The sequence below is a fragment of the Rhizobium sp. 10PS4 genome (assembly GCF_032464805.1).
GTDB lineage: Bacteria > Pseudomonadota > Alphaproteobacteria > Rhizobiales > Rhizobiaceae > Rhizobium > Rhizobium laguerreae.
On sequence record NZ_JAWDIW010000019.1, the window covers coordinates 79,515 to 98,207 of the forward strand.

Annotated in this window: 17 protein-coding genes and 2 pseudogenes; 9 read left to right on the forward strand and 10 right to left on the reverse strand. The window is 61.3% G+C overall.

Annotated elements, in window-relative coordinates; all coding sequences use genetic code 11:
* The first annotated feature begins 263 nt into the window (after positions 1 to 263).
* Together RWJ89_RS30185 and map are read left to right on the forward strand one after the other, a co-directional pair.
* Positions 264 to 1,325 carry an LLM class flavin-dependent oxidoreductase gene (locus tag RWJ89_RS30185; RefSeq protein ID WP_168322917.1) on the forward strand — a complete coding sequence of 354 codons (1,062 nt, stop codon included), beginning with the start codon at positions 264 to 266 and terminating at the stop codon, positions 1,323 to 1,325.
* A gap of 41 nt (positions 1,326 to 1,366) precedes the next feature.
* The gene (map, locus tag RWJ89_RS30190) at positions 1,367 to 2,125 is read left to right on the forward strand and encodes a type I methionyl aminopeptidase (RefSeq protein WP_222290587.1); all 759 of its coding nucleotides are present in this window, start codon (positions 1,367 to 1,369) and stop codon (positions 2,123 to 2,125) included.
* A 267-nt stretch (positions 2,126 to 2,392) separates the two neighbouring features.
* On the opposite strand, the pseudogene RWJ89_RS30195 reads toward map, so the two are convergent.
* A pseudogene (locus tag RWJ89_RS30195) lies at positions 2,393 to 2,656 on the reverse strand (PadR family transcriptional regulator); the annotation flags it as partial.
* A gap of 89 nt (positions 2,657 to 2,745) precedes the next feature.
* On the opposite strand from RWJ89_RS30195, the gene RWJ89_RS30200 reads away from it, so the two are divergent.
* Together RWJ89_RS30200 and sbmA are read left to right on the forward strand one after the other, a co-directional pair.
* Complete coding sequence (locus RWJ89_RS30200; RefSeq protein WP_316031903.1) at positions 2,746 to 3,930, forward strand: YbfB/YjiJ family MFS transporter; 1,185 nt, start codon at positions 2,746 to 2,748, stop codon at positions 3,928 to 3,930.
* Between the two features lie 124 nt (positions 3,931 to 4,054).
* Complete coding sequence (gene sbmA, locus RWJ89_RS30205) at positions 4,055 to 5,320, forward strand: peptide antibiotic transporter SbmA (RefSeq protein ID WP_168270622.1); 1,266 nt, start codon at positions 4,055 to 4,057, stop codon at positions 5,318 to 5,320.
* Between the two features lie 260 nt (positions 5,321 to 5,580).
* Here the strand turns inward: sbmA and RWJ89_RS30210 are convergent, their stop codons facing one another.
* Entirely contained in the window at positions 5,581 to 6,567 is a 987-nt protein-coding gene (locus RWJ89_RS30210; RefSeq protein WP_316031904.1) for a polysaccharide deacetylase, read from the reverse strand.
* Positions 6,568 to 6,688: 121 nt separating this feature from the next.
* On the opposite strand from RWJ89_RS30210, the gene RWJ89_RS30215 reads away from it, so the two are divergent.
* The 4 genes and pseudogenes from RWJ89_RS30215 to RWJ89_RS30230 form a co-directional block, all read left to right on the forward strand.
* A complete protein-coding gene (locus RWJ89_RS30215; RefSeq protein ID WP_168285105.1) occupies positions 6,689 to 7,273 on the forward strand; it encodes an NnrU family protein in 585 nt (194 codons plus the stop codon).
* 104 nt (positions 7,274 to 7,377) lie between these two features.
* Positions 7,378 to 8,061 (forward strand): tetratricopeptide repeat protein, encoded by a 684-nt coding sequence (locus RWJ89_RS30220; RefSeq protein WP_168285104.1) that lies wholly within the window; start codon positions 7,378 to 7,380, stop codon positions 8,059 to 8,061.
* Positions 8,062 to 8,079: 18 nt separating this feature from the next.
* Entirely contained in the window at positions 8,080 to 9,501 is a 1,422-nt protein-coding gene (der, locus tag RWJ89_RS30225; protein ID WP_130793315.1) for a ribosome biogenesis GTPase Der, read from the forward strand.
* A gap of 57 nt (positions 9,502 to 9,558) precedes the next feature.
* Positions 9,559 to 9,871: pseudogene (locus tag RWJ89_RS30230) on the forward strand (alpha/beta hydrolase fold domain-containing protein); the annotation flags it as partial.
* 6 nt (positions 9,872 to 9,877) lie between these two features.
* On the opposite strand, the gene RWJ89_RS30235 reads toward RWJ89_RS30230, so the two are convergent.
* Positions 9,878 to 11,059 (reverse strand): glycosyltransferase family 4 protein, encoded by a 1,182-nt coding sequence (locus RWJ89_RS30235; protein WP_316031905.1) that lies wholly within the window; start codon positions 11,057 to 11,059, stop codon positions 9,878 to 9,880.
* 244 nt (positions 11,060 to 11,303) lie between these two features.
* Positions 11,304 to 12,344: a glutamine synthetase beta-grasp domain-containing protein gene (locus tag RWJ89_RS30240; protein ID WP_018481520.1), complete on the reverse strand. Its 1,041-nt coding sequence runs from the start codon at positions 12,342 to 12,344 to the stop codon at positions 11,304 to 11,306.
* A gap of 433 nt (positions 12,345 to 12,777) precedes the next feature.
* Here RWJ89_RS30240 and gstI point away from each other — a divergent pair, with 433 nt between their 5' ends.
* Entirely contained in the window at positions 12,778 to 12,969 is a 192-nt protein-coding gene (gene gstI, locus RWJ89_RS30245; RefSeq protein WP_168270633.1) for a glutamine synthetase translation inhibitor GstI, read from the forward strand.
* Positions 12,970 to 13,208: 239 nt separating this feature from the next.
* Here the strand turns inward: gstI and RWJ89_RS30250 are convergent, their stop codons facing one another.
* The 6 genes from RWJ89_RS30250 to RWJ89_RS30275 form a co-directional block, all read right to left on the reverse strand.
* Positions 13,209 to 14,129: a sugar kinase gene (locus RWJ89_RS30250; protein ID WP_221942457.1), complete on the reverse strand. Its 921-nt coding sequence runs from the start codon at positions 14,127 to 14,129 to the stop codon at positions 13,209 to 13,211.
* Positions 14,130 to 14,348: 219 nt separating this feature from the next.
* Positions 14,349 to 14,690, reverse strand: coding sequence for a hypothetical protein (locus RWJ89_RS30255; protein ID WP_221942456.1), 342 nt, complete (start codon positions 14,688 to 14,690; stop codon positions 14,349 to 14,351).
* 165 nt (positions 14,691 to 14,855) lie between these two features.
* Positions 14,856 to 15,842 carry an ABC transporter ATP-binding protein gene (locus RWJ89_RS30260; protein ID WP_168270639.1) on the reverse strand — a complete coding sequence of 329 codons (987 nt, stop codon included), beginning with the start codon at positions 15,840 to 15,842 and terminating at the stop codon, positions 14,856 to 14,858.
* Positions 15,835 to 16,842 carry an ABC transporter ATP-binding protein gene (locus RWJ89_RS30265; RefSeq protein WP_168285101.1) on the reverse strand — a complete coding sequence of 336 codons (1,008 nt, stop codon included), beginning with the start codon at positions 16,840 to 16,842 and terminating at the stop codon, positions 15,835 to 15,837. Before RWJ89_RS30265 ends, RWJ89_RS30260 begins: the two co-directional genes overlap by 8 nt.
* Positions 16,843 to 16,844: 2 nt before the next feature.
* Positions 16,845 to 17,762: an ABC transporter permease gene (locus RWJ89_RS30270; protein WP_168285100.1), complete on the reverse strand. Its 918-nt coding sequence runs from the start codon at positions 17,760 to 17,762 to the stop codon at positions 16,845 to 16,847.
* Positions 17,759 to 18,682 carry an ABC transporter permease subunit gene (locus RWJ89_RS30275; RefSeq protein WP_020051165.1) on the reverse strand — a complete coding sequence of 308 codons (924 nt, stop codon included), beginning with the start codon at positions 18,680 to 18,682 and terminating at the stop codon, positions 17,759 to 17,761. Before RWJ89_RS30275 ends, RWJ89_RS30270 begins: the two co-directional genes overlap by 4 nt.
* Positions 18,683 to 18,693: the final 11 nt, after the last annotated feature.

An 18,693-nucleotide genomic window follows, 5' to 3' on the forward strand; every position in this document is an offset into this window, starting at 1 on the left:
GCAGTTGTTGTTGAACTCCCGAGTGCCAAGAACTCCCTCATTCCTGTGCCTGTCACAGGAATCCAGCAGCGCCGTGTCCACGGCGCAGAGACTCTTTAACATCCAAATGATCTCCACCCATCCAACCTGGTTGACGGCGGCCATCGACCGCCTGGAACATCACGCCACTTATCGAAATTCTCGAACATTTCGTTCCAGAATTTGTATTTGCGCTCCATCCTCGGCATCCTTATCTCAGCCGAGAATTCAACAGGATGCCGATGATGGAACTGGGGCTTTACACATTCGCCGACGTCAATCCCAACCCCTCCCGCAGTAAGGGCGCGGAAGGGGCTGAGCGGCTGAAGCATCTTATCGAGGAAATCGAGCTTGCCGATCAGGTGGGGCTCGATGTCTTCGGCCTCGGCGAACATCACCGGCCGGACTATGCTGCGTCTGCTCCGGCGGTCTTGCTGGCGGCGGCCGCCGTCAAGACCAGGAATATCCGGCTGACCAGTGCGGTCACCGTGCTCTCCTCCGATGATCCGGTGCGGGTCTTCCAGCAGTTTTCGACGCTCGATCTGATCTCCAACGGCCGGGCTGAAATCATGGCGGGGCGTGGCTCCTTCATCGAGTCCTTCCCGCTGTTCGGCTATAATCTCGAAGACTACGACCAGCTTTTCGAGGAGAAGCTCGATCTGCTGCTGGCGCTGCGCGACAGCGAGGTTGTGGAGTGGAAGGGCGAGCTTCGCGCGCCGATCAACGGGCGCGGCGTCTATCCAAGGCCGCTGCAGGATACGTTGCCGCTCTGGGTCGCGGTCGGCGGTACGCCTCAGTCGGTGGCGCGCGCCGGCGCGCTGGGCCTGCCGGTGGCGCTGGCGATCATCGGCGGCGAGCCGCGCCGTTTTGCGCCGCTCTTCGATCTCTATCGCGAGGCCGCGCGCCGGGCAGGGCAGGATCAGTCAAAGTTGAAGACCAGTATCAACGTCCACGGCTTCATCGCCGACACGACGGCGGCAGCCGCCGACCAATTCTACGGGCCTCAGGCGGAGGTGATGAACCGCATCGGCCGCGAGCGCGGCTGGGGGCCGACGAACCGGGCGCATTTCGACATGTCGCGCGGGCCGAACGGCGCGCTCTTCGTCGGTGATCCCGAGGCGGTCGCCGAAAAGATCATCGCCCATCATGCACTCTTCAAAAACGACCGCTTCCTGCTGCAGATGGCGATCGGCCTGATGCCGCATGCCGAGATCATGCGCGGCATCGAGCTTTACGGCACGAAAGTCGCGCCGATCGTGAGAAAGGCATTGACTGGCAGCGGCGAAGGGGCGAAAGCCACGGCTTGAAAGGCGGCCACGACCGTCCTGCGCAAGGCCGGAACAGACGAATGGTTATCGCAAACGACGATGAACTGGTAAAGCTCAAGGAGATCGGCCGCATCTGCGCCAACGCCATCCAGGTGATGGCGGCGGCGATGGAGCCCGGCATGACGACGCTGGAGCTCGACCAGATCGGCCGCAAGGTGCTCGAGGATTCGGGCGCGCGCTCGGCGCCGGAGTTCTGCTATCAGTTTCCCGGCGCCACCTGCATCAGCATCAATGAGGAAATCGCCCACGGCATTCCCGGCCCGCGCGTCATCCGCGCCGGCGACCTCATCAATATCGACGTCTCGGCGGAAAAGGATGGCTTCTTCGCCGATACCGGCGCCTCCTTCGCGGTGCCGCCGGTCAAGCCGAAGATCGAACGGCTCTGCCGCGACGGCAAGCGGGCGCTCTGGGTCGGGCTCAACCAGGTGAAATCGGGCGAGCCGCTCGCCAAGATCGGCACCGCCGTCGGCGCCTTCGCGCAGAAGAACCGCTATACGCTGGTCGCCAATCTGGCGAGCCACGGCGTTGGCCGCTCGCTGCATGAGGAGCCGGCCGAGCTCTCGACCTGGCCGGACCCTTCCGAAAAACGGATGATGACAGAAGGTCTCGTCTTCACCGTCGAGCCGTTTCTCTCGCTCGGCGCGACATGGGCCGAAGGCGGCGATGATGCCTGGACGCTCTATGCCGATCCGAAGGCGCCGACCGTGCAATACGAACACACGGTGGTCGCGACGCGCAACGGGCCGGTGATTCTAACCTTGCCGGATGAGCGGGCGTAGGGCTGGGACCGGTGTTATTCCGGCTGGGTGGGAGCACCCGCCTCGCCCTTCGAGGCCCCGGCGGGGCACCTCAGGGTGAGGCTCTCTTGGAGGCTTCACGCGTTGGCAGCAGAAGCCGTGCATTCTCCACACCTTTACGGCATCTTCAAACGCACCTCACCCTGAGGTGCGAAGCCCGCAGGGCATAGCCTCGAAGGGTCCTGCCGCAACGCCGCTTCTTGCCTGCCTCCTGGCACGAGCGCTCGCCCCACCATTCGGCTCTCGTCCTCAGCCCCGCGTTCCCGGCCTGCCGCCTTGCAGGATTTCGGTGGCGGCGCGTTCGAGGATGCCGGCGATGCGGGCGGCTTCGGGTTTCGACCAGGGATAGCGCATCCTGAGCGCCGAGCGCAGCAGCATGCGGGCGGCGCAGATATCGCCGCCGTCCTGCATGAAGTCGCCGTCATCGCCATCGTCGGCGCCGTGACGGTCGGTTTCGAAGACACGCTTCACATAGGCCATCTTCTCGCCGACGCGCCCGAGACCGGCGAGCGTGAGCCGAGAATTTTGAAGTTTCGGGAAATTGATCGATTGATCAGAATTACTTGATTGTGGTGCCGGTGCTGCGGCGCGATAAGCGCTGCATGCTCATGCGCACCGGTCACTCCCCGCCGAATCTTGTCTCCACCGCCGCTGCCGGCGCCGTTGCCTTGGCCGCTGCCATGGGCTTCGGGCGCTTCTCCTACACGCCGATCCTGCCGGGCATGATCAGCGGCGTGCCGCTTTCGGCAGCGGATGCAGGTTTCATCGCATCGGCCAATTTCGTCGGTTATCTCGTCGGCGCCGTGCTTGCCGCCTATGGCTGGGCAGCGGGTCGGGAGCGGCTGGTGTCGCTGCTGTCGCTGCTGGCAACTGCGATCCTGCTTGCCGCCATGGCCGCCACCGATTCCGTCGCGACCTTCGCGGTCATCCGCTTTCTGGCGGGCATCGCCAGCGCTTTTGCGATGGTCTTCACCTCGTCGATCGTGCTCAGCCACGGGGCTGCCGCCGGCAACGATCATGTGCAGGCGGTGCATTTCGGCGGGCCGGGGGCTGGCATCGCCCTGTCCTCGGTCATGGTGTTTCTGATCGGCCTCGGCTTTCACGACGGGCCGGGCGGCTGGCGCGCCGACTGGATCGGCGGAGCGCTTTATTGCGCGGCAAGCCTCGTCGTCGTTTTCCTACTGCTGCCGTCGTCGCCGGCGCAATCGGCGCAGTCGGGCAAGGAGCCTGCACTGGTCTGGAATCGGCCGATGGTGCTTCTGACGCTGTCCTACGGCCTGTTCGGCTTCGGCTACGTCGTCACCGCGACCTTCCTCGTCACCATCGCACGTCTTTCTGCAACGGGACCCTTCGTCGAATTCCTGTGCTGGTTCATTGCCGGCCTGACGGCTGCAGTGGCGCTGTTTGCCTGGAAGCCGCTGGTCAAGCCGCTCGGGCTTGGCGGCGTTTATGTTGCAGCCCTTCTGGTCGAAGCCGCCGGCGTGCTAGCGACCGTAGCGCTGCCGGCTTCTGCTGCACCGCTGATCGGCGGGGCGCTGTTCGGGGCAACGTTCCTGGCGATCACCGCCTACGGTCTGCAGATTGGCCGCAAGCTTTCGCCTGAGAGCCCGCGGCGGATCCTGGCGATGATGACGGCTGCTTTTGGTGTCGGCCAGATCGTCGGGCCTGTTGTTGCCGGCTGGATCGCCGAGCGCAGCGGCAATTTTACGGTCCCGACAGTGATTGCCGCCGTGGCACTCGTCGCCTGCGCAGCGCTGGTGATGCCGGTTATCAGGAAAATCGCTTAAGCGATTACATCTCCGTAACAATCGGCTGAACCCATTGCTGCTTCCTTGGAACTGCCTTAGTTTCCGGCACAATCAGTGTTGACGACACTCCCGAGACTCACAGTTCAGGAAAGCAAAGCCCCCCGTGTTTCATTCCTTCTTCCCTCAGCCAAAAGCGTTCTTTACTTCGCTCGCAATCTGGACGCTGGCTGCGATTTTTGGCTGGTATTTCTTTGCCGCTGGTCTTGGTGCTTCCCTCGGTTTTGCACCGGTTCCTGAAGAACAGCAGCCGATCGACCTTTCGTTCTTCCTGCTGCCCGAAAATGTCTGGTTCTACAGCTATTTCCTTCTGTCGGCGGTAATCTTCTGCGGTGCATGGCATTTGAAGGCGCTGAACCACCCCTGGAAGATTTGGTCGATCTGGGGTTCGGCACTGATCATCTTCGTGACCTACTTCGGCGTCCAGATCAGCGTTGTGATCAATAACTGGCGCCGGCCGTTTGGCGACCTTCTGCAGAACGCATTGTCGAAGCAGCCGGGAATTTCCGTCGACAATTTCTACAGCCTGATGTGGGTCTTCTGCCAGATCGCGTTCCTCAGCATGTTCGTATCGATCATGACCGACTTCTTCACCAGCCATTACATCTTCCGCTGGCGAACGGCGATGAACAATTTCTACATGTCGAAGTGGGAAAAGCTTCGTCACATCGAAGGTGCCTCCCAGCGCGTTCAGGAAGATACGATGCGTTTTTCGAGCACGCTAGAAGGTCTTGGCATCAGCCTGATCAACTCGGTGATGACGCTCGTCGTATTCCTTCCGATCCTTCTGGCGCTGTCGCATTACGTGACCGAACTGCCGTTCATCGGGCCGGTGGCGAATTCGCTGTTCTGGCTGGCGCTGTTCTGGTCAGCGTTCGGGACGCTCCTGCTGGCGATCGCCGGCGTCAAGCTGCCGGGGCTGAATTTTCGCAACCAGCGCGTCGAAGCGGCATATCGCAAGGAGCTCGTCTATGGCGAGGACCATGCGGAACGGGCTGAGCCGCTGACCGTCAGAGAGCTCTTCGGCAATGTTCGCCGCAACTATTACCGCATGTATTTCCACTACATGTATTTCAATGTCGCGCGCTATTTCTATATCCAGGCCGACGCGCTCTTCGTGGTCTTCATGCTGGTGCCGACGATCGTGGCGGGCACGATCACCTATGGTATCTTCCAGCAGATCTCGACCGCCTTCGGACAGGTCAGCAACTCGTTCCAATATCTCGTCAACTCCTGGACGACGATCATTGAACTGCTCTCGATCCACAAACGCCTCAAGGCCTTCGAGGCGGCAATCGACGACGAACCGCTGCCGGAGATTGATCAGCGCTACCTGGAGCGTGAGACGGGCGTCGTGCACGCTGACGGTTGATGCGCGGGGCTTGCCTAGATGGGGAAGGGCAGGTTGGGGATTTTAATTGTGGTAGGTCGGAAAGGTCTCGCGTGCGGCCCCCTCATCCGCCTGCCGGCACCTTCTCCCCGCGGGGGAGAAGAGACTTGCCGCAACGTCTCGATTCCCTCTTCTCCCCAGCGGGGAGAAGGTGCCCGATAGGGCGGATGAGGGGGCGGCACGGCACGCCGTCTCATCCAATCGGACCTAGAGACACCTTGCGGTCTTGGCAGAAGCTGCCATCAAAGACCCGACGTCTGCAATTTCCCGCGCGCCTCGATCATCGGGATCGCTTCCGAATAGCTGACGCAGGCCACATCCGTTCGGTGGCAGACGTCGCTGACCAGTCGGTCGAGGGCGCGCCAGTAGGCGCCGCCGTTCATTTCGACGAAGTGGAAGCCGAGCTGGAGCGGGATGCGGGCGCCGGCGTATTGTTTGTCGAAAGCTTCCTTGAAGGCGGCATAGGCGCGATCCTCGAATTCCGCGGAATCGGCCGTATCCTCCTCACCCTTGGAATGGCGGACGAAGAGATTGTAGTCCATGCCGATGATCGGCTTGTCGTTCGGGCCTTCGGGGATCAGCGGCAGGCCGAAGCGGATGATGCCGTCTTCCTCGACAGGCATGGCCGGCCCTTTGGTGACGAGGCTCGCATCATAGCTGAAGCCCGCCTTCTTTTCGGCGGCGATCATGTCGGCGCCCGCAGTTGCCGAGAGATAGGGTGCGCGAAAGCCCTTGATGCCGTGCTCGACCAGATCCTGCCAGCCGGCCGGCTCCTGGAGACCGATGCTCTTCCAGGCATTCTCAAGCGTCGCGTGGAAGGTGGCGTATTCGGCCGACCAGTCGGCCTCGCTCCACAGGCGGCCGTCGAAATGGCCGCAGGCATGGCTCGATATGTCGTGTCCTTCGAGATGGGCGTGCCAGATATTGCCGAGGCGCTCGCGGATCTCGTCGTCGCTCTGGGCGAAGCCGACATTGGATTTTCCGCGTTTCTGGTGCGGCGCCTGATAGGCCTTTTTCGCCGCCTCGTTCATCAGGAAAGTGCAGGAGAGAAAATAGGTGAAGTGGGCGCCGTTTTTTGCCGCCATCTCGCGGCTCTTCAGCCACAGCGCGTTGTCGTGGGCGCCGTCGAAGGAAATGATGACGAGCTGTTTCGGCCGGTCGGCGGCCTCTGCAATTGCCGGAACGAGGAGCGAAACAGAAAGGCAGGCGGAGAGGAGGGAATGAGACATGGGCACCGCGACAATTTGTTCGCGGTTTCCCTCCGATACAATTGCGGCGAAGCTGCGGTCTCGCTGGCATTTTTTCGCGCCAGCCGGTAAGCCATGACAAACGGCACGGAAGGGATCCGCAATGACATTGCTTATCGTCGGCATCATACTTTTCCTCGGGGTGCATTTGGTGCGGGTGCTGTTGCCGGATTTTCGCCGTTCGATGATCGCAAGCCTCGGCGAGAAGGGCTGGCGGGCGGCCTATTCGATTGCCAGCATCGCCACGCTGATCCTTTTGATCTACGGCTTCGGGCAGGCGCGTGATGTGACCGGCGTGCTTTACAGTCCACCGGTCTGGATGGCGCATATCGCAATCACGCTGATGCTGATCGCGATGATCTGTCTCGTCGCCTCGCTGCTGCCGGCGGGGCATATCGCGACCAAGACAAAACATCCGATGGTGCTGTCGGTGAAGATCTGGGCACTGGCGCACCTGCTCGCCAATGGCGAGACGTCGTCGGTTCTGCTGTTTGCCGCCTTTCTCGCCTGGGGCGTTATCCTGCGCATTTCCTTGAAGCGGCGGCAGCGGGCGGGCGAGATCACGCTCCGACCGTTCGTTTCAGCCAAATACGACCTCTATGCCATCATCATCGGCATCGTCGTCTGGGCGCTGATCATCTGGAAGCTGCACGAATGGTTGATCGGCGTTTCGCCGCTCGTCATCTGACGAATCTTTCACATCCCCCTTACAACGGCTGCAAAATGGAGTAGAAGGCCCGACAATATGCGTTTTGCATGGTGTATGGGTAATTTCCGCGGCCGGAGACAAGAATGGCATTCAACGACGACAGCTTCATCCGTGAAGTCAATGAGGAATTGCGGTCTGACCAGATGAAGGGCGTCTGGCGCCGGTTCGGCCGCTATATCGTCGTCGTCGCCATCCTGATCGTCGTCGGTACCGCCGGCAAGGTTCTCTACGACTATTGGGACGACAACCGCTCCTCCGGCACCGGCGACCAGTTCCTGGCGGCGATGAAGCTAGCCGACGACAACAAGAACGACGAGGCTCTGGCCGCGCTCGACAAGCTTGAGAAGGAAGGCCATGGCGCCTACCCGGTGCTGGCGCGCATGCGGGCCGCGACCGTTCAGGTGCAGAAGGGCGATACCGCCGCGGCAATCGCCGCCTTCAACGAGATCGGCAAGGACAATGCCGTTCCGGCTGCCGTGCGCGATGCCGCCAAGATGCGCGCCGGCTGGCTGCTCATCGAGAACGGCACTTACGAACAGGTTTCGGCGGCGATCGAGGAAATGGCCGTTCCGGGCAACGCCTTCCGTCATTCGGCGCGCGAGGCACTCGGCCTTGCCGCTTACAAAGCCGGCGATATGGCGCAGGCGCGGCAGTGGTTCCAGTCGATCGTCGACGATACCGACAGCCCGCGCAATGTTGCCAATCGCGCCCATATGATGCTTGATCTGATTACCGCATCCGGCAAGGCGCCCGCCGCTCAGGGCTGATCGCGTTAAGGACAAGATATGAGTTTCACGGTCGCGATCGTCGGTCGTCCGAATGTCGGCAAGTCGACACTTTTCAACCGGCTGGTAGGCAAGAAGCTGGCGCTTGTCGATGACACGCCGGGTGTTACCCGCGACCGTCGGCCGGGCGATGCGCGGCTGATGGGCCTGACCTTCACCATCATCGATACGGCTGGTCTGGAAGAGGCCGACGCGGAAAGCCTGCAGGGCCGGATGCGGGCGCAGACCGAAGCGGCGATCGACGAGGCGGATCTTTCGCTTTTCGTCGTCGATGCCAAGAGCGGATTGACGCCCGTCGATACCGACCTTGCCGAAATGCTGCGCCGGCGTGGCAAGCCGGTGGTGCTCGTCGCCAACAAATCCGAAGCGCGCGGTTCCGACAGCGGCTTCTATGACGCTTATACGCTCGGCCTCGGCGAGCCGACGCCGATTTCGGCAGAACATGGGCAGGGCATGCTCGACCTGCGTGATGCGATCGTCGCGGCGATCGGCGAGGACCGTGCCTATCCCGAGAAAGAGGATGTGGCGGTTACCGACGTCGACATTCCCCAATCATCAGACGAGGGCGACGAGGACGAAGAGCCGACCTATGACGATACCAAGCCGTTGCGCGTGGCGATCGTCGGGCGGCCGAATGCCGGCAAGTCGACGCTGATTAACCGTTTCCTCGGCGAGGACCGGCTTCTGACGGGACCGGAAGCGGGCATCACCCGCGATTCCATCTCGGTCGAATGGGACTGGCGCGGCCGCACCATCAAGATGTTCGACACGGCCGGCATGCGCCGCAAGGCACGGGTGATCGAGAAGCTGGAGAAGCTTTCGGTCGCCGACGCATTGCGCGCCATCCGCTTCGCCGAAACCGTCGTCATCGTCTTCGATGCGACGATCCCCTTCGAGAAGCAGGATCTGCAGATCGTCGACCTAGTGTTGCGCGAGGGGCGTGCCGCCGTGCTCGCCTTCAACAAGTGGGACATGATCGAGGACCGGCAGGCGGTGCTTGCGGATCTGCGCGAAAAGACCGACCGGCTGCTGCCGCAGGCGCGCGGCATCCGCGCCGTGCCGATCTCCGGCCAGACCGGCTGGGGGCTCGACAAGCTGATGCAGTCGATCATCGACACGGACAAGGTCTGGAACAAGCGCATTTCGACGGCGAGGCTCAACCGCTGGCTGGAGACGCAGCAGATCCAGCATCCGCCACCGGCCGTTTCCGGCCGCCGCATCAAGCTGAAATATATGACGCAGGTCAAGGCCCGCCCGCCGGCTTTCATGATCTCCTGCACCCGGTCGGATGCGCTGCCGGAATCCTATACGCGCTATCTGATCAACGGCTTGCGCGCGGATTTCGACATGCCGAGCGTGCCGATCCGCATCCATTTCCGCTCGTCTGACAATCCGTTCGAAGGCAAGAAGCGACGAACGTAGGGTGCAGGGGTCTCGTAGTGGGAGCACCCCCTCTGCCGGGCATCTCCCCCACAAGGGTGGTTCTGGAACGCCTATCTGCCCGACGAGGCCAAGCGCAAGGAGCCGACGGCCTCAACGCTGCAGGCGTCGCTGGAGCAGTTGAACGGGTTGCCGCCGGCGCTGGTCATCGTCGACGAGAACGACGTGCTGCGCGACGAAGGCGAGGCCTATGCCCCCGCAAGCTCAGCCAAGCCGGTGTCGCGTCACGTCGATGCGCTATAACGGCACGATCCACGATTTCTTGCTGCTGAACGCCATTGCCGAAACGCCTGCCGCGCGCAGCGCGATTGCGGTCGCGAACGACACGCTTCGCAGCGCGCTTCACAAGTAAAACCAATCAGTCTGCGGACGAGAGAGGCCCGGTGGTTTCACCGGGCTTTCTGCTTCTTGGAAGCGATTTGGCAAATTGCCAAGCCTTCTTCCATTTCGGCGTGATGACGCCGTTGGCAGCGCGGATATTGTTGATGAACTGCAGCGTCGCCGCTTCCCAGGAATATCGCATGGCAAGCTCACGCGCCTTGCCGCGCGAGGCGGAAAGGGCGGCAAGGCAGGCGGCCTGCAGGTTCTGGTCAAGCGCCCCGACTTCGCTATCCTCGCCGATGATGTCGAGCGGGCCGGTGACCGGATAGGCTGCGACCGGCACGCCCGATGCCAATGCTTCGAGGATGGTGTTGCCGAAGGTGTCGGTGAGCGAGGGAAAGACGAAGACATCGGCCTGGGCGTAGGTTTTCGCCAGATCCTCGCCGAACTGCACGCCGGCGAAGAAGACGTCGGGGTATTGCTTTTCAAGCTCGGCGCGGGCAGGACCGTCGCCGACGACGACCTTGGAACCCGGCAGATCGAGATCGAGGAAGGCCGGTAGGTTCTTTTCCAGCGCCACGCGGCCAACGGTCATGAAGATCGGGCGCGCCAAGCCGAACGGGTTTTCCTCGAGCGCCATCGGACGGAACTGCGTGGCGTCGATGCCGCGGCTCCAAGGCATGAGGTTGCGGATGCCCTTTTCCGACAGTTCGCGGGCAAGGCTCGGCGTCGCCACCATGCAGCCGGCGCCGCCATTGTGGAACCAGCGGACGAAGGAATAGAGCCAGCTCTTCGGTATCGGCAAGCGCGCGGAGACATATTCCGGGAAGCGGGTGTGGTAGCTCGTCGAAAACGGCATGCGGTTCTTCAGGCACCAGCGGCGCGCCGTCAGCCCCAGTGGGCCTTCGGTGGCGATATGCACGTAGGAGGGATTGTGCTTTTCGATCTCGCGGGCGATGCGGCGGTAGTTGGCGATCGACAGGCGGATCTCAGGATAGGTCGGGCAGGGGATGCTGTTGAAGCGCTCCGGCGTCACCATGGAAACCTCGACGCCCATCCTCGCCAGTTCGCGATTGGTGTTCTCGATCGAGCGCACGACGCCGTTCACCTGCGGGTGCCAGGCATCGGTGACGATCACCAGCCTCTCGGGCAGGTTTCCCGCGGCTGCGGCATTGGCCCAACTCTCGCCGCTATAAGTGTTTGCCGGACGTTGCAGCATGTCACGATTTCCATCCGCGTCGCAGTGATATGCCAACGCTCAACCCTTCAGCGGAGTTCCGGAACGGCGATTCCCGCTTGCCTATTTTGAGGCATGACTATGATGGAAATATTACAGCCCATATTGCGGAGATTGCAGGGCTTTCGCCGGCCTGATCGCCCGATTATGTCAGTGGCTGGCGGCGGTTCTTCATTTGAAACAAGAAGGTCGCGGCGCCGGTCGTGGACCGGCGCCGCTTGGGAGGTCAGGCGGCAGCAGAAGCCGAGCTTGCAGTCGGAACTTCCGAGATCGTCTTCAGAACCTGCGAAGCGATCTGGTAGGGGTCGCCTTGCGAGTTCGGGCGGCGATCTTCCAGATAGCCCTTATAGTCGTTCTTGATGAAGGAGTGCGGCACGCGGATCGAAGCACCACGGTCGGCAACGCCATAGGAGAACTTGTTCCACGGAGCAGTCTCGTGCTTGCCGGTCAGGCGCTTGTCGTTATCGGGGCCGTAGACCGCGATGTGGTCCATCAGGTTCTTGTCGAACTGCGCCATCAGCGCTTCGAAATATTCCTTGCCGCCGACTTCGCGCAAGTACTTGGTCGAGAAGTTGCAATGCATGCCCGAGCCGTTCCAGTCGGTGTCGCCGAGCGGCTTGCAATGATACTCGATGTCGATACCGTATTTTTCCGTCAGGCGCTGCAGCAGGTAGCGCGCCATCCAGATCTGGTCGGCAGCTTTCTTGGAGCCCTTGCCGAAAATCTGGAATTCCCACTGGCCCTTGGCCACTTCGGCATTGATGCCTTCGTGATTGATGCCGGCAGCGAGGCAGAGATCGAGGTGCTCTTCGACGATTTCGCGGGCAACGTCGCCGACGTTCGAATAGCCGACGCCGGTGTAATAAGGGCCCTGCGGAGCGGGGTAGCCCTGCTCAGGGAAACCAAGCGGACGGCCGTTCTGGTAGAAGAAATATTCCTGCTCGAAGCCGAACCATGCGTCTTCGTCGTCGAGGATGGTTGCGCGAGCATTCGATGCGTGCGGCGTGACGCCATCCGGCATCATGACTTCGCACATGACGAGCGCGCCGTTGGTGCGGGCCGGGTCCGGATAAATGGCGACGGGCTTCAGCACACAATCCGAGCTGCGGCCTTCGGCCTGCTGCGTCGAGGAGCCATCAAAGCCCCAGAGTGGAAGCTGTTCCAGCGTCGGAAATTCGTCGAATTCCTTGATCTGCGTCTTGCCACGCAGGTTCGGTACCGGTGTGTACCCATCGAGCCAAATGTACTCGAGCTTATATTTTGTCATCGTGACTCTCTCAATGCTACGAAGGTGAGCAAATCCGGAGGTGATCTCGGCGCGCAAGCGCATCCGACCGCCAGGGGATGACAATTTCAAAGCATGTAGCGTGCCAGTTTTGGCGCTACGCGAAAGAAAAATCGCGAATCGGCGTGCCGGCGGGTTTTTTAACTTTCGGAAAATCGGGCTGTTTTTAACGTTCATAGACAGTATCGCCCATGAAAACGCACTTTTCCCGTCTGGAACCGGATGAAAATTACGGCGTTAGTCTGAAATGATGAAGTGTTAAACAAATTATCGGAAGCTTTTGGTCGAGGCAGCATGCCGACCGATTACAATTGCAACATTGCCCTTATTTTATGCAATTTGCGTAAACTATGTGCATTGTGCTATGTAGATGGTCCTGAAATGTTGATGCGCCGAACTGAATGGAGGCGATCTCATGCCCACCGGTTTCCATCGTGAATCCGCAACGATCTACCAGTTTCCCGTTAAGGCGACACGAAACGCCAACCGGTTCGAACGCGCCAGGCTGATGGAGCGCGAGGCCGCGGACGTCTGCGATGCTGCGCTCGACAGCTGCTGGTACCATGACGAGGCGGTTCGCGACGCCGATCGGCCGACAAAGTCCTGATTTCCCCGGATCAGGATGATTTTAGGCCCGATCGGCCTGAAATCTGAATCCTGATCTAAATCAAAGAAATAGAGCATGATGTCGTCCGAAAACCGCGCACACTTTTCGGCATCATGCTCTAGCAGCGGGGCAAACGATGCCGACAAGGCGGAGAGCGCTCGCACATGGCATTCAACCTGCGTCAGCATGTGCGGCCTAAAAGCATGTCTCGTTAAGCGAATCTGAAAGATCGCGCCGCTCTAGCCGCCATCCAATCCAAGCTTTTCCTTTATGACCAGTGCACCATGTTCGCTGACGACGCGAGCAGCGACCTTTGCTGCGAAGCGGGCGGCGTCAGGCGCATCGCCGGCTTCGAGATATCGTGCGAGAAAGGCGCCGTTGAAGCTGTCGCCGGCGCTGGTCGTGTCGACCACCTTCTTCACCTTTTCGGCCGGAACGAAGGTTTGCTCGCCGGCAAAATTCAGCGTGACACCGTCAGCGCCGTTCTTGATGACGATATGGACGGCGCCCAGTGCGCGATAGCGGTGGATCGTCGCCTCGATGGAGTCATCGCCGAAATGGGCTGCCTCGTCGTCGAAGCTCGGCATGACGAGCACGGAGGAGCGGGCGCCTTCGCTGATCGTCGTGTGCATCACGTCGTAGCTCGACCAGAGCCGCGGGCGGATGTTCGGATCGAAGACGACGAGCTTGCCGGCGGCCTTGGCGCGACGGACCTCGGCAAGCAAAGTCTCGGCATCCTCATGCGGCAGGATGGCAAGGGTGATGCCGGAGAAATAGACGACCTCAGCGCTTTCCACCGCCTCGCGCAGGCGGTCCGGATCGGCGGCCAGGCTGCGGGCCGCCGAACTGTCGCGCCAGTAGCTGAAGGAGCGTTCGCCATTTTTCAGGTTGATCATATAGAGGCCGGGCGTCCCGCCCCTGATGCGGCGGATGAGGCTGGTGCCGATGCCTGCCTGGTCGATGAAGCCGACCATCTCGTCCGACATGGCGTCGTCGCCCAGGGCGGTGAAGTAGTCGACCGACCAGTCGGCGGCAAGGCAGGCGCGTGCATACCAGGCGGTGTTGAAGGTATCGCCGGCAAAGCCTTTGCGCAGCAGGCCGTCGCCTGCCTGCGAGAGTTCCACCATGCATTCGCCGATCGATAGAAACCGTCTGCTCACCTTGTCCTCCCGGCATTTGAGGGCCGCGTCCAACAGGGCGCGCTATCGCTTTGAATTGGCGCATAATCCTTTCCGAAAATCGATCCCGATTTCCGGAAAGGATTTATGCGCCGGTCTTCATTCGCTGATACGCGGAGCTAGGCTGAGTGACAAGCGTCGATATCACGAGAGAGATGAAAGCCCGCCTTCACGGACGATGCGAGGGCGGCTTCCCAATTCTTATTCGTGGATGGTGTAGCTGCCCATCGCGCAAAGGTCCTGCGCATCTTCAGTGGTTGCGAGGTTGGAATCTTCCTCGAATTCGAAGCGCATGTCGTATTTGCAGACGGTGCGGCCGTCGGCGATGGTGATATTCATGGTTTCGCCCGGATCGAGAACGTTCTCGCCGAAGACGTCTTCTTCCCAGTCGTCGTCGCCGGTCGGCGAACTATAGAAGTGCGTCAGGACGGAGTTTGTTCCGTTGATGAGCTTGAAGGTCAGATCTTCGGCATGCGATGAAACCGCGGAGACGGCAATCATGGCCGCGGTAAGTGCGATTACACCTGATATTTTCGATTTCATATATGCGTTCCCCTGGCTTGCGATTAGGCCGAAATGGGATAGCACATGCTTATAAAAGCTTTCTTATTGGGGACTTTAGATCCAAAAATAGTCTGCTTCCATCCGAGAATGAATGGGGGCATGGGGCATTCAAGGCGAAGGCCGCTTGCGCGGCCTTCGTTCCGTTTATGGCCTGTCCATATGATAACAGGCGGCCGACTGGCCGGGGCGAACGTGCTCGGTCGGCGGCATTTCGGTGCGACAGATGTCGGTCGCCTTCCAGCAGCGCGGCGAGAAGACGCAGCCCTTCGGCGGGTTGAGCGGCGAAGGCGGGTCACCCTGCAGACGGATGCGGGTGCGCAGGCGCGCAAGCTTCGGATCCGGGATCGGGGCGGCGGAGAAGAGCGCCTGTGTATAAGGATGGGCGGGGTGATCGAAGACGGTAGCGCAGTCGCCAGCTTCCACCACCCTGCCGAGATAGAGCACCAGCACATCGTCGGAGATCAGGCGCACCACGGAGAGGTCGTGGCTGATGAAGATCAACGTCAGGCCGAATTCCTTGCGCAGCTTGCGCAGAAGCGTGATGACCTGGCCCTGGATCGAGACGTCGAGGGCCGAAACCGGCTCGTCGCAGATGATGAGCTTCGGCTTGGTGACGACCGCGCGGGCGATGCCGATGCGCTGCGCCTGGCCGCCGGAGAATTCGTGCGGATAGCGGTTGATCATCTCCGGCACCAGGCCGACGGCGGTCATGATCTCGCGAACGCGCTCCGTGCGTTCGGCCCTGGTAAGCTTCGGCTCGAAGACGGTGAGCGGCTCGGCAATGATGTCGCCGACCGTCATACGCGGGTCGAGCGAGGCGATCGGATCCTGGAAGATGATCTGCATGTCGCGGCGGGCGGCGCGCATTTCCTCGTCTGACAGGTCGAGCAGGTTGCGGCCCTGCCAGAGGATACGGCCCTTCTGCGATTTCAGCAGCCGCAGGATGGAACGGCCGAGCGTCGACTTGCCGCAGCCGGATTCGCCGACGATGCCGAGCGTGCGGCCTTCGCTGAGGTCGAAGCTGACATTGTTGACGGCGGTGAGGAAGATCGGCGGCTTGAAGAGGCCCTTTGCTGGCAGTTCGAATTGGGTCGTCAGGTTCTCGACCCTCAGAAGCGATCGGTCAGCCATGGTTCAGCAACTCCTCACGACGCGGGAAGGGGTGGTAACAGGCGGCGCAATGTCGCGGCGCCAGCGTTTCGAGCGGCGGCGGGCGGTCGATGCAATCGTCCTGGACCTGCGAACAGCGCGGCGAAAAATTGCAGCCTTTCGGCAGGTGCTGCAGGTTCGGCGGACGCCCGGGAATGACGACAAGGTCGTCGACATCCTGGTCCGGCCGCGGGATAGAGGCATGCAGCGCCGCGGTATAGGGATGAGCCGGATTGTCGAAGAGCTCGTCGACGGGCGCCTCCTCGACGATGCGGCCGGCATACATGACGGCGACGCGGTCGGCGAGGCCGGCAACGACGCCGAGATCGTGGGTGATCATGATCAGCGCCGTGTTCATCTCCGCCGTCAGGTCGTTGAAGAGATCGAGGATCTGCGCCTGGATGGTGACGTCGAGTGCCGTCGTCGGTTCGTCGGCGATCAAGAGCTTCGGCCGGGTGAGCAGCGCCATGGCGATGACGATGCGCTGGCGCATGCCGCCGGAGAGTTCGTGCGGGTAGAGGTGGAAGCGCCGCGTCGGGTCGGGGATGCCGACACGTTTCAGCATGTCGAGTGCGGCGGCGGATGCGGCGCGCGCCGTCAGCCCGCCGTGAACCTCGAGCTGCTCCGTCAGCTGCCGGGAGATCTTCAGCGTTGGATTGAGGGCGGTCATCGGGTCCTGGAAGACCATCGCCATGTCCTTGCCGCGGATCTGGTCGAGCTCGCGCGGTTTCAGCGCCAGCACGTCCTTGCCTTCGAGCAGCGCCTGTCCCGTCGTTTTGCCGTTCTTGGCGAGCAGCCCCATGATGCCGAGAAAGGTCTGGCTCTTGCCGGAACCGGACTCGCCGACGATAGCGATGCGCTCTCCGCGCTTGACCGTCAGGTTCATGTTCGAGACCGCCTTCACCTCTCCATCCGGCGTCTTGAAGGTGATCGAGTAGTCTTTGAGTTCGAGAAGCGTGTCTTTTTGTGTCTGCTGGGACATTCTTAGCGATCCTTCGGGTCGAACGCGTCGCGCAGGCCGTCACCGATGAAGAGCAGGCTGAGCAACAGGGCCACGAGGAAGCTTGCCGGGAAGACCAGCAGCCACGGCATGCTTTCCATGGCATCGGTTCCCTCGGCGATCAACGTACCGAGCGAGGTCAGCGGTTCCTGCACGCCGAAGCCGAGATAGGAAAGGAAGCTTTCGGTGGCGATGATTTCAGGCACCGTCAACGCTGCGAAGATCACCACGGGTCCGACGAGGTTCGGGATGATGTGTTTGATGATGATCTTGAACGGCCGCTGCCCGGATGCGCGGGCCGCTTCGATGAATTCGCGATGCTTGATCGACAGCGTCTGGCCACGCACGATGCGGGCCATGGTCAGCCATTCCAGCGCGCCGATGGCGGCAAACAGCAGATAGACGTTGCGGCCGAAGATCACCATCAGCAGGATGACGAAGAGGATATAGGGAAGCGCATACATGATATCGACGAAGCGCATCATGATCGCATCCAGCCTGCCGCCGATGTAGCCCGAGACCGCGCCGTAGAGCACGCCGATGAAGACGGAGACGACGGTCGCCGTCAGCGCCACGGCGAGCGAGACGCGGGTGCCGTAAAGGACGCGGGCGAGAAGGTCGCGGCCGTTCGGGTCGGTGCCGAAATAGTGGCCGGTTTCGATCGAGGGCGGTATGCGGAAGGCCGCCCAATCCGGATCCTCGTAGTTGAAGGGAATGAACCAGGGGCCGAGGAAGGCGGCGAGGATCAGAACCGTCAGAACAACGATCGACAGGACGGCTGCCTTGTTGCGCGCGAGGCGGCGCAACGCATCCTTGGTGAGCGATCGGCTTTCGGGCGCAAGGCCCTCCGCCTCCAGAAGCTCCTGGGCAAGCAGCTCGCGTTTTGCGGGGTTGAGGATCATCGGTTTCTCACTTTCGGATCGAGCCACGCATAGGCGATATCGACGAGAAGATTCAGGAACACAATGAGCACCATGTAGAAAATGACCGTGCCGAGAACCATGCCGTAATCGCGGTTCAGCGCTGCGTTGACGAAATAGCGGCCGATGCCGGGCAATCCAAAGATGCTTTCGACAACCAGCGAGCCGGTGAGAAGGTAGCTTGCGGCGGGCCCCAGATAGGAGACGACAGGCATCATGGCGGGCTTCAGCGCATGGCGCATGACTGTCAGGCGGGGGCCGATGCCTTTGGCCTTGGCGGTGCGGATGAAGTTCTGATTCATTACCTCGATCATCGAGCCGCGCGTGATGCGCGAGATACGGCCGGCATGCGGCAGGGCCAGAACGACGATCGGCAGGATGAGGTATTTGATCGAGCCATCACCCCAGCCGCCAACCGGGAACCATGCGAGATGGATACCGAAGACGAGCTGCAGGATGGGTGCAATCAGGAAGTTCGGCAGCACGACGCCAATCAGGATGAGAGCGCCCAGAATATAATCCGGCGCCTTGTTCTGGTAGAGCGCCCCAAGACAGCCGACGGCCACGCCGACAATGATGGCAATCAGGAAGGCAGCCGTACCGATGGTGAAGGTGTAGGGCAGACCGATCATGATCTGCTGGGCGACGGTGAAGTCTTCGCTGGCGAAGGACGGGCCGAGATCGCCCCGGAGCAGGTCACCGACATAGATCAGGTACTGCTGGATGAGCGGCTTGTCGAGATTGTAGTGGATGGCAAGGTTCTTCAAGATCACCGGCGGCAATGGCCTTTCGCCATCGAAAGGGCCGCCGGGGGCAAGGCGCAAAACAAAAAAGCAGGCTGTGACGGCGATCCACAAAACGGGGATCGTCGATAGCAGGCGACGGAGGGCGTATTTGATCATGATCGTGGGCC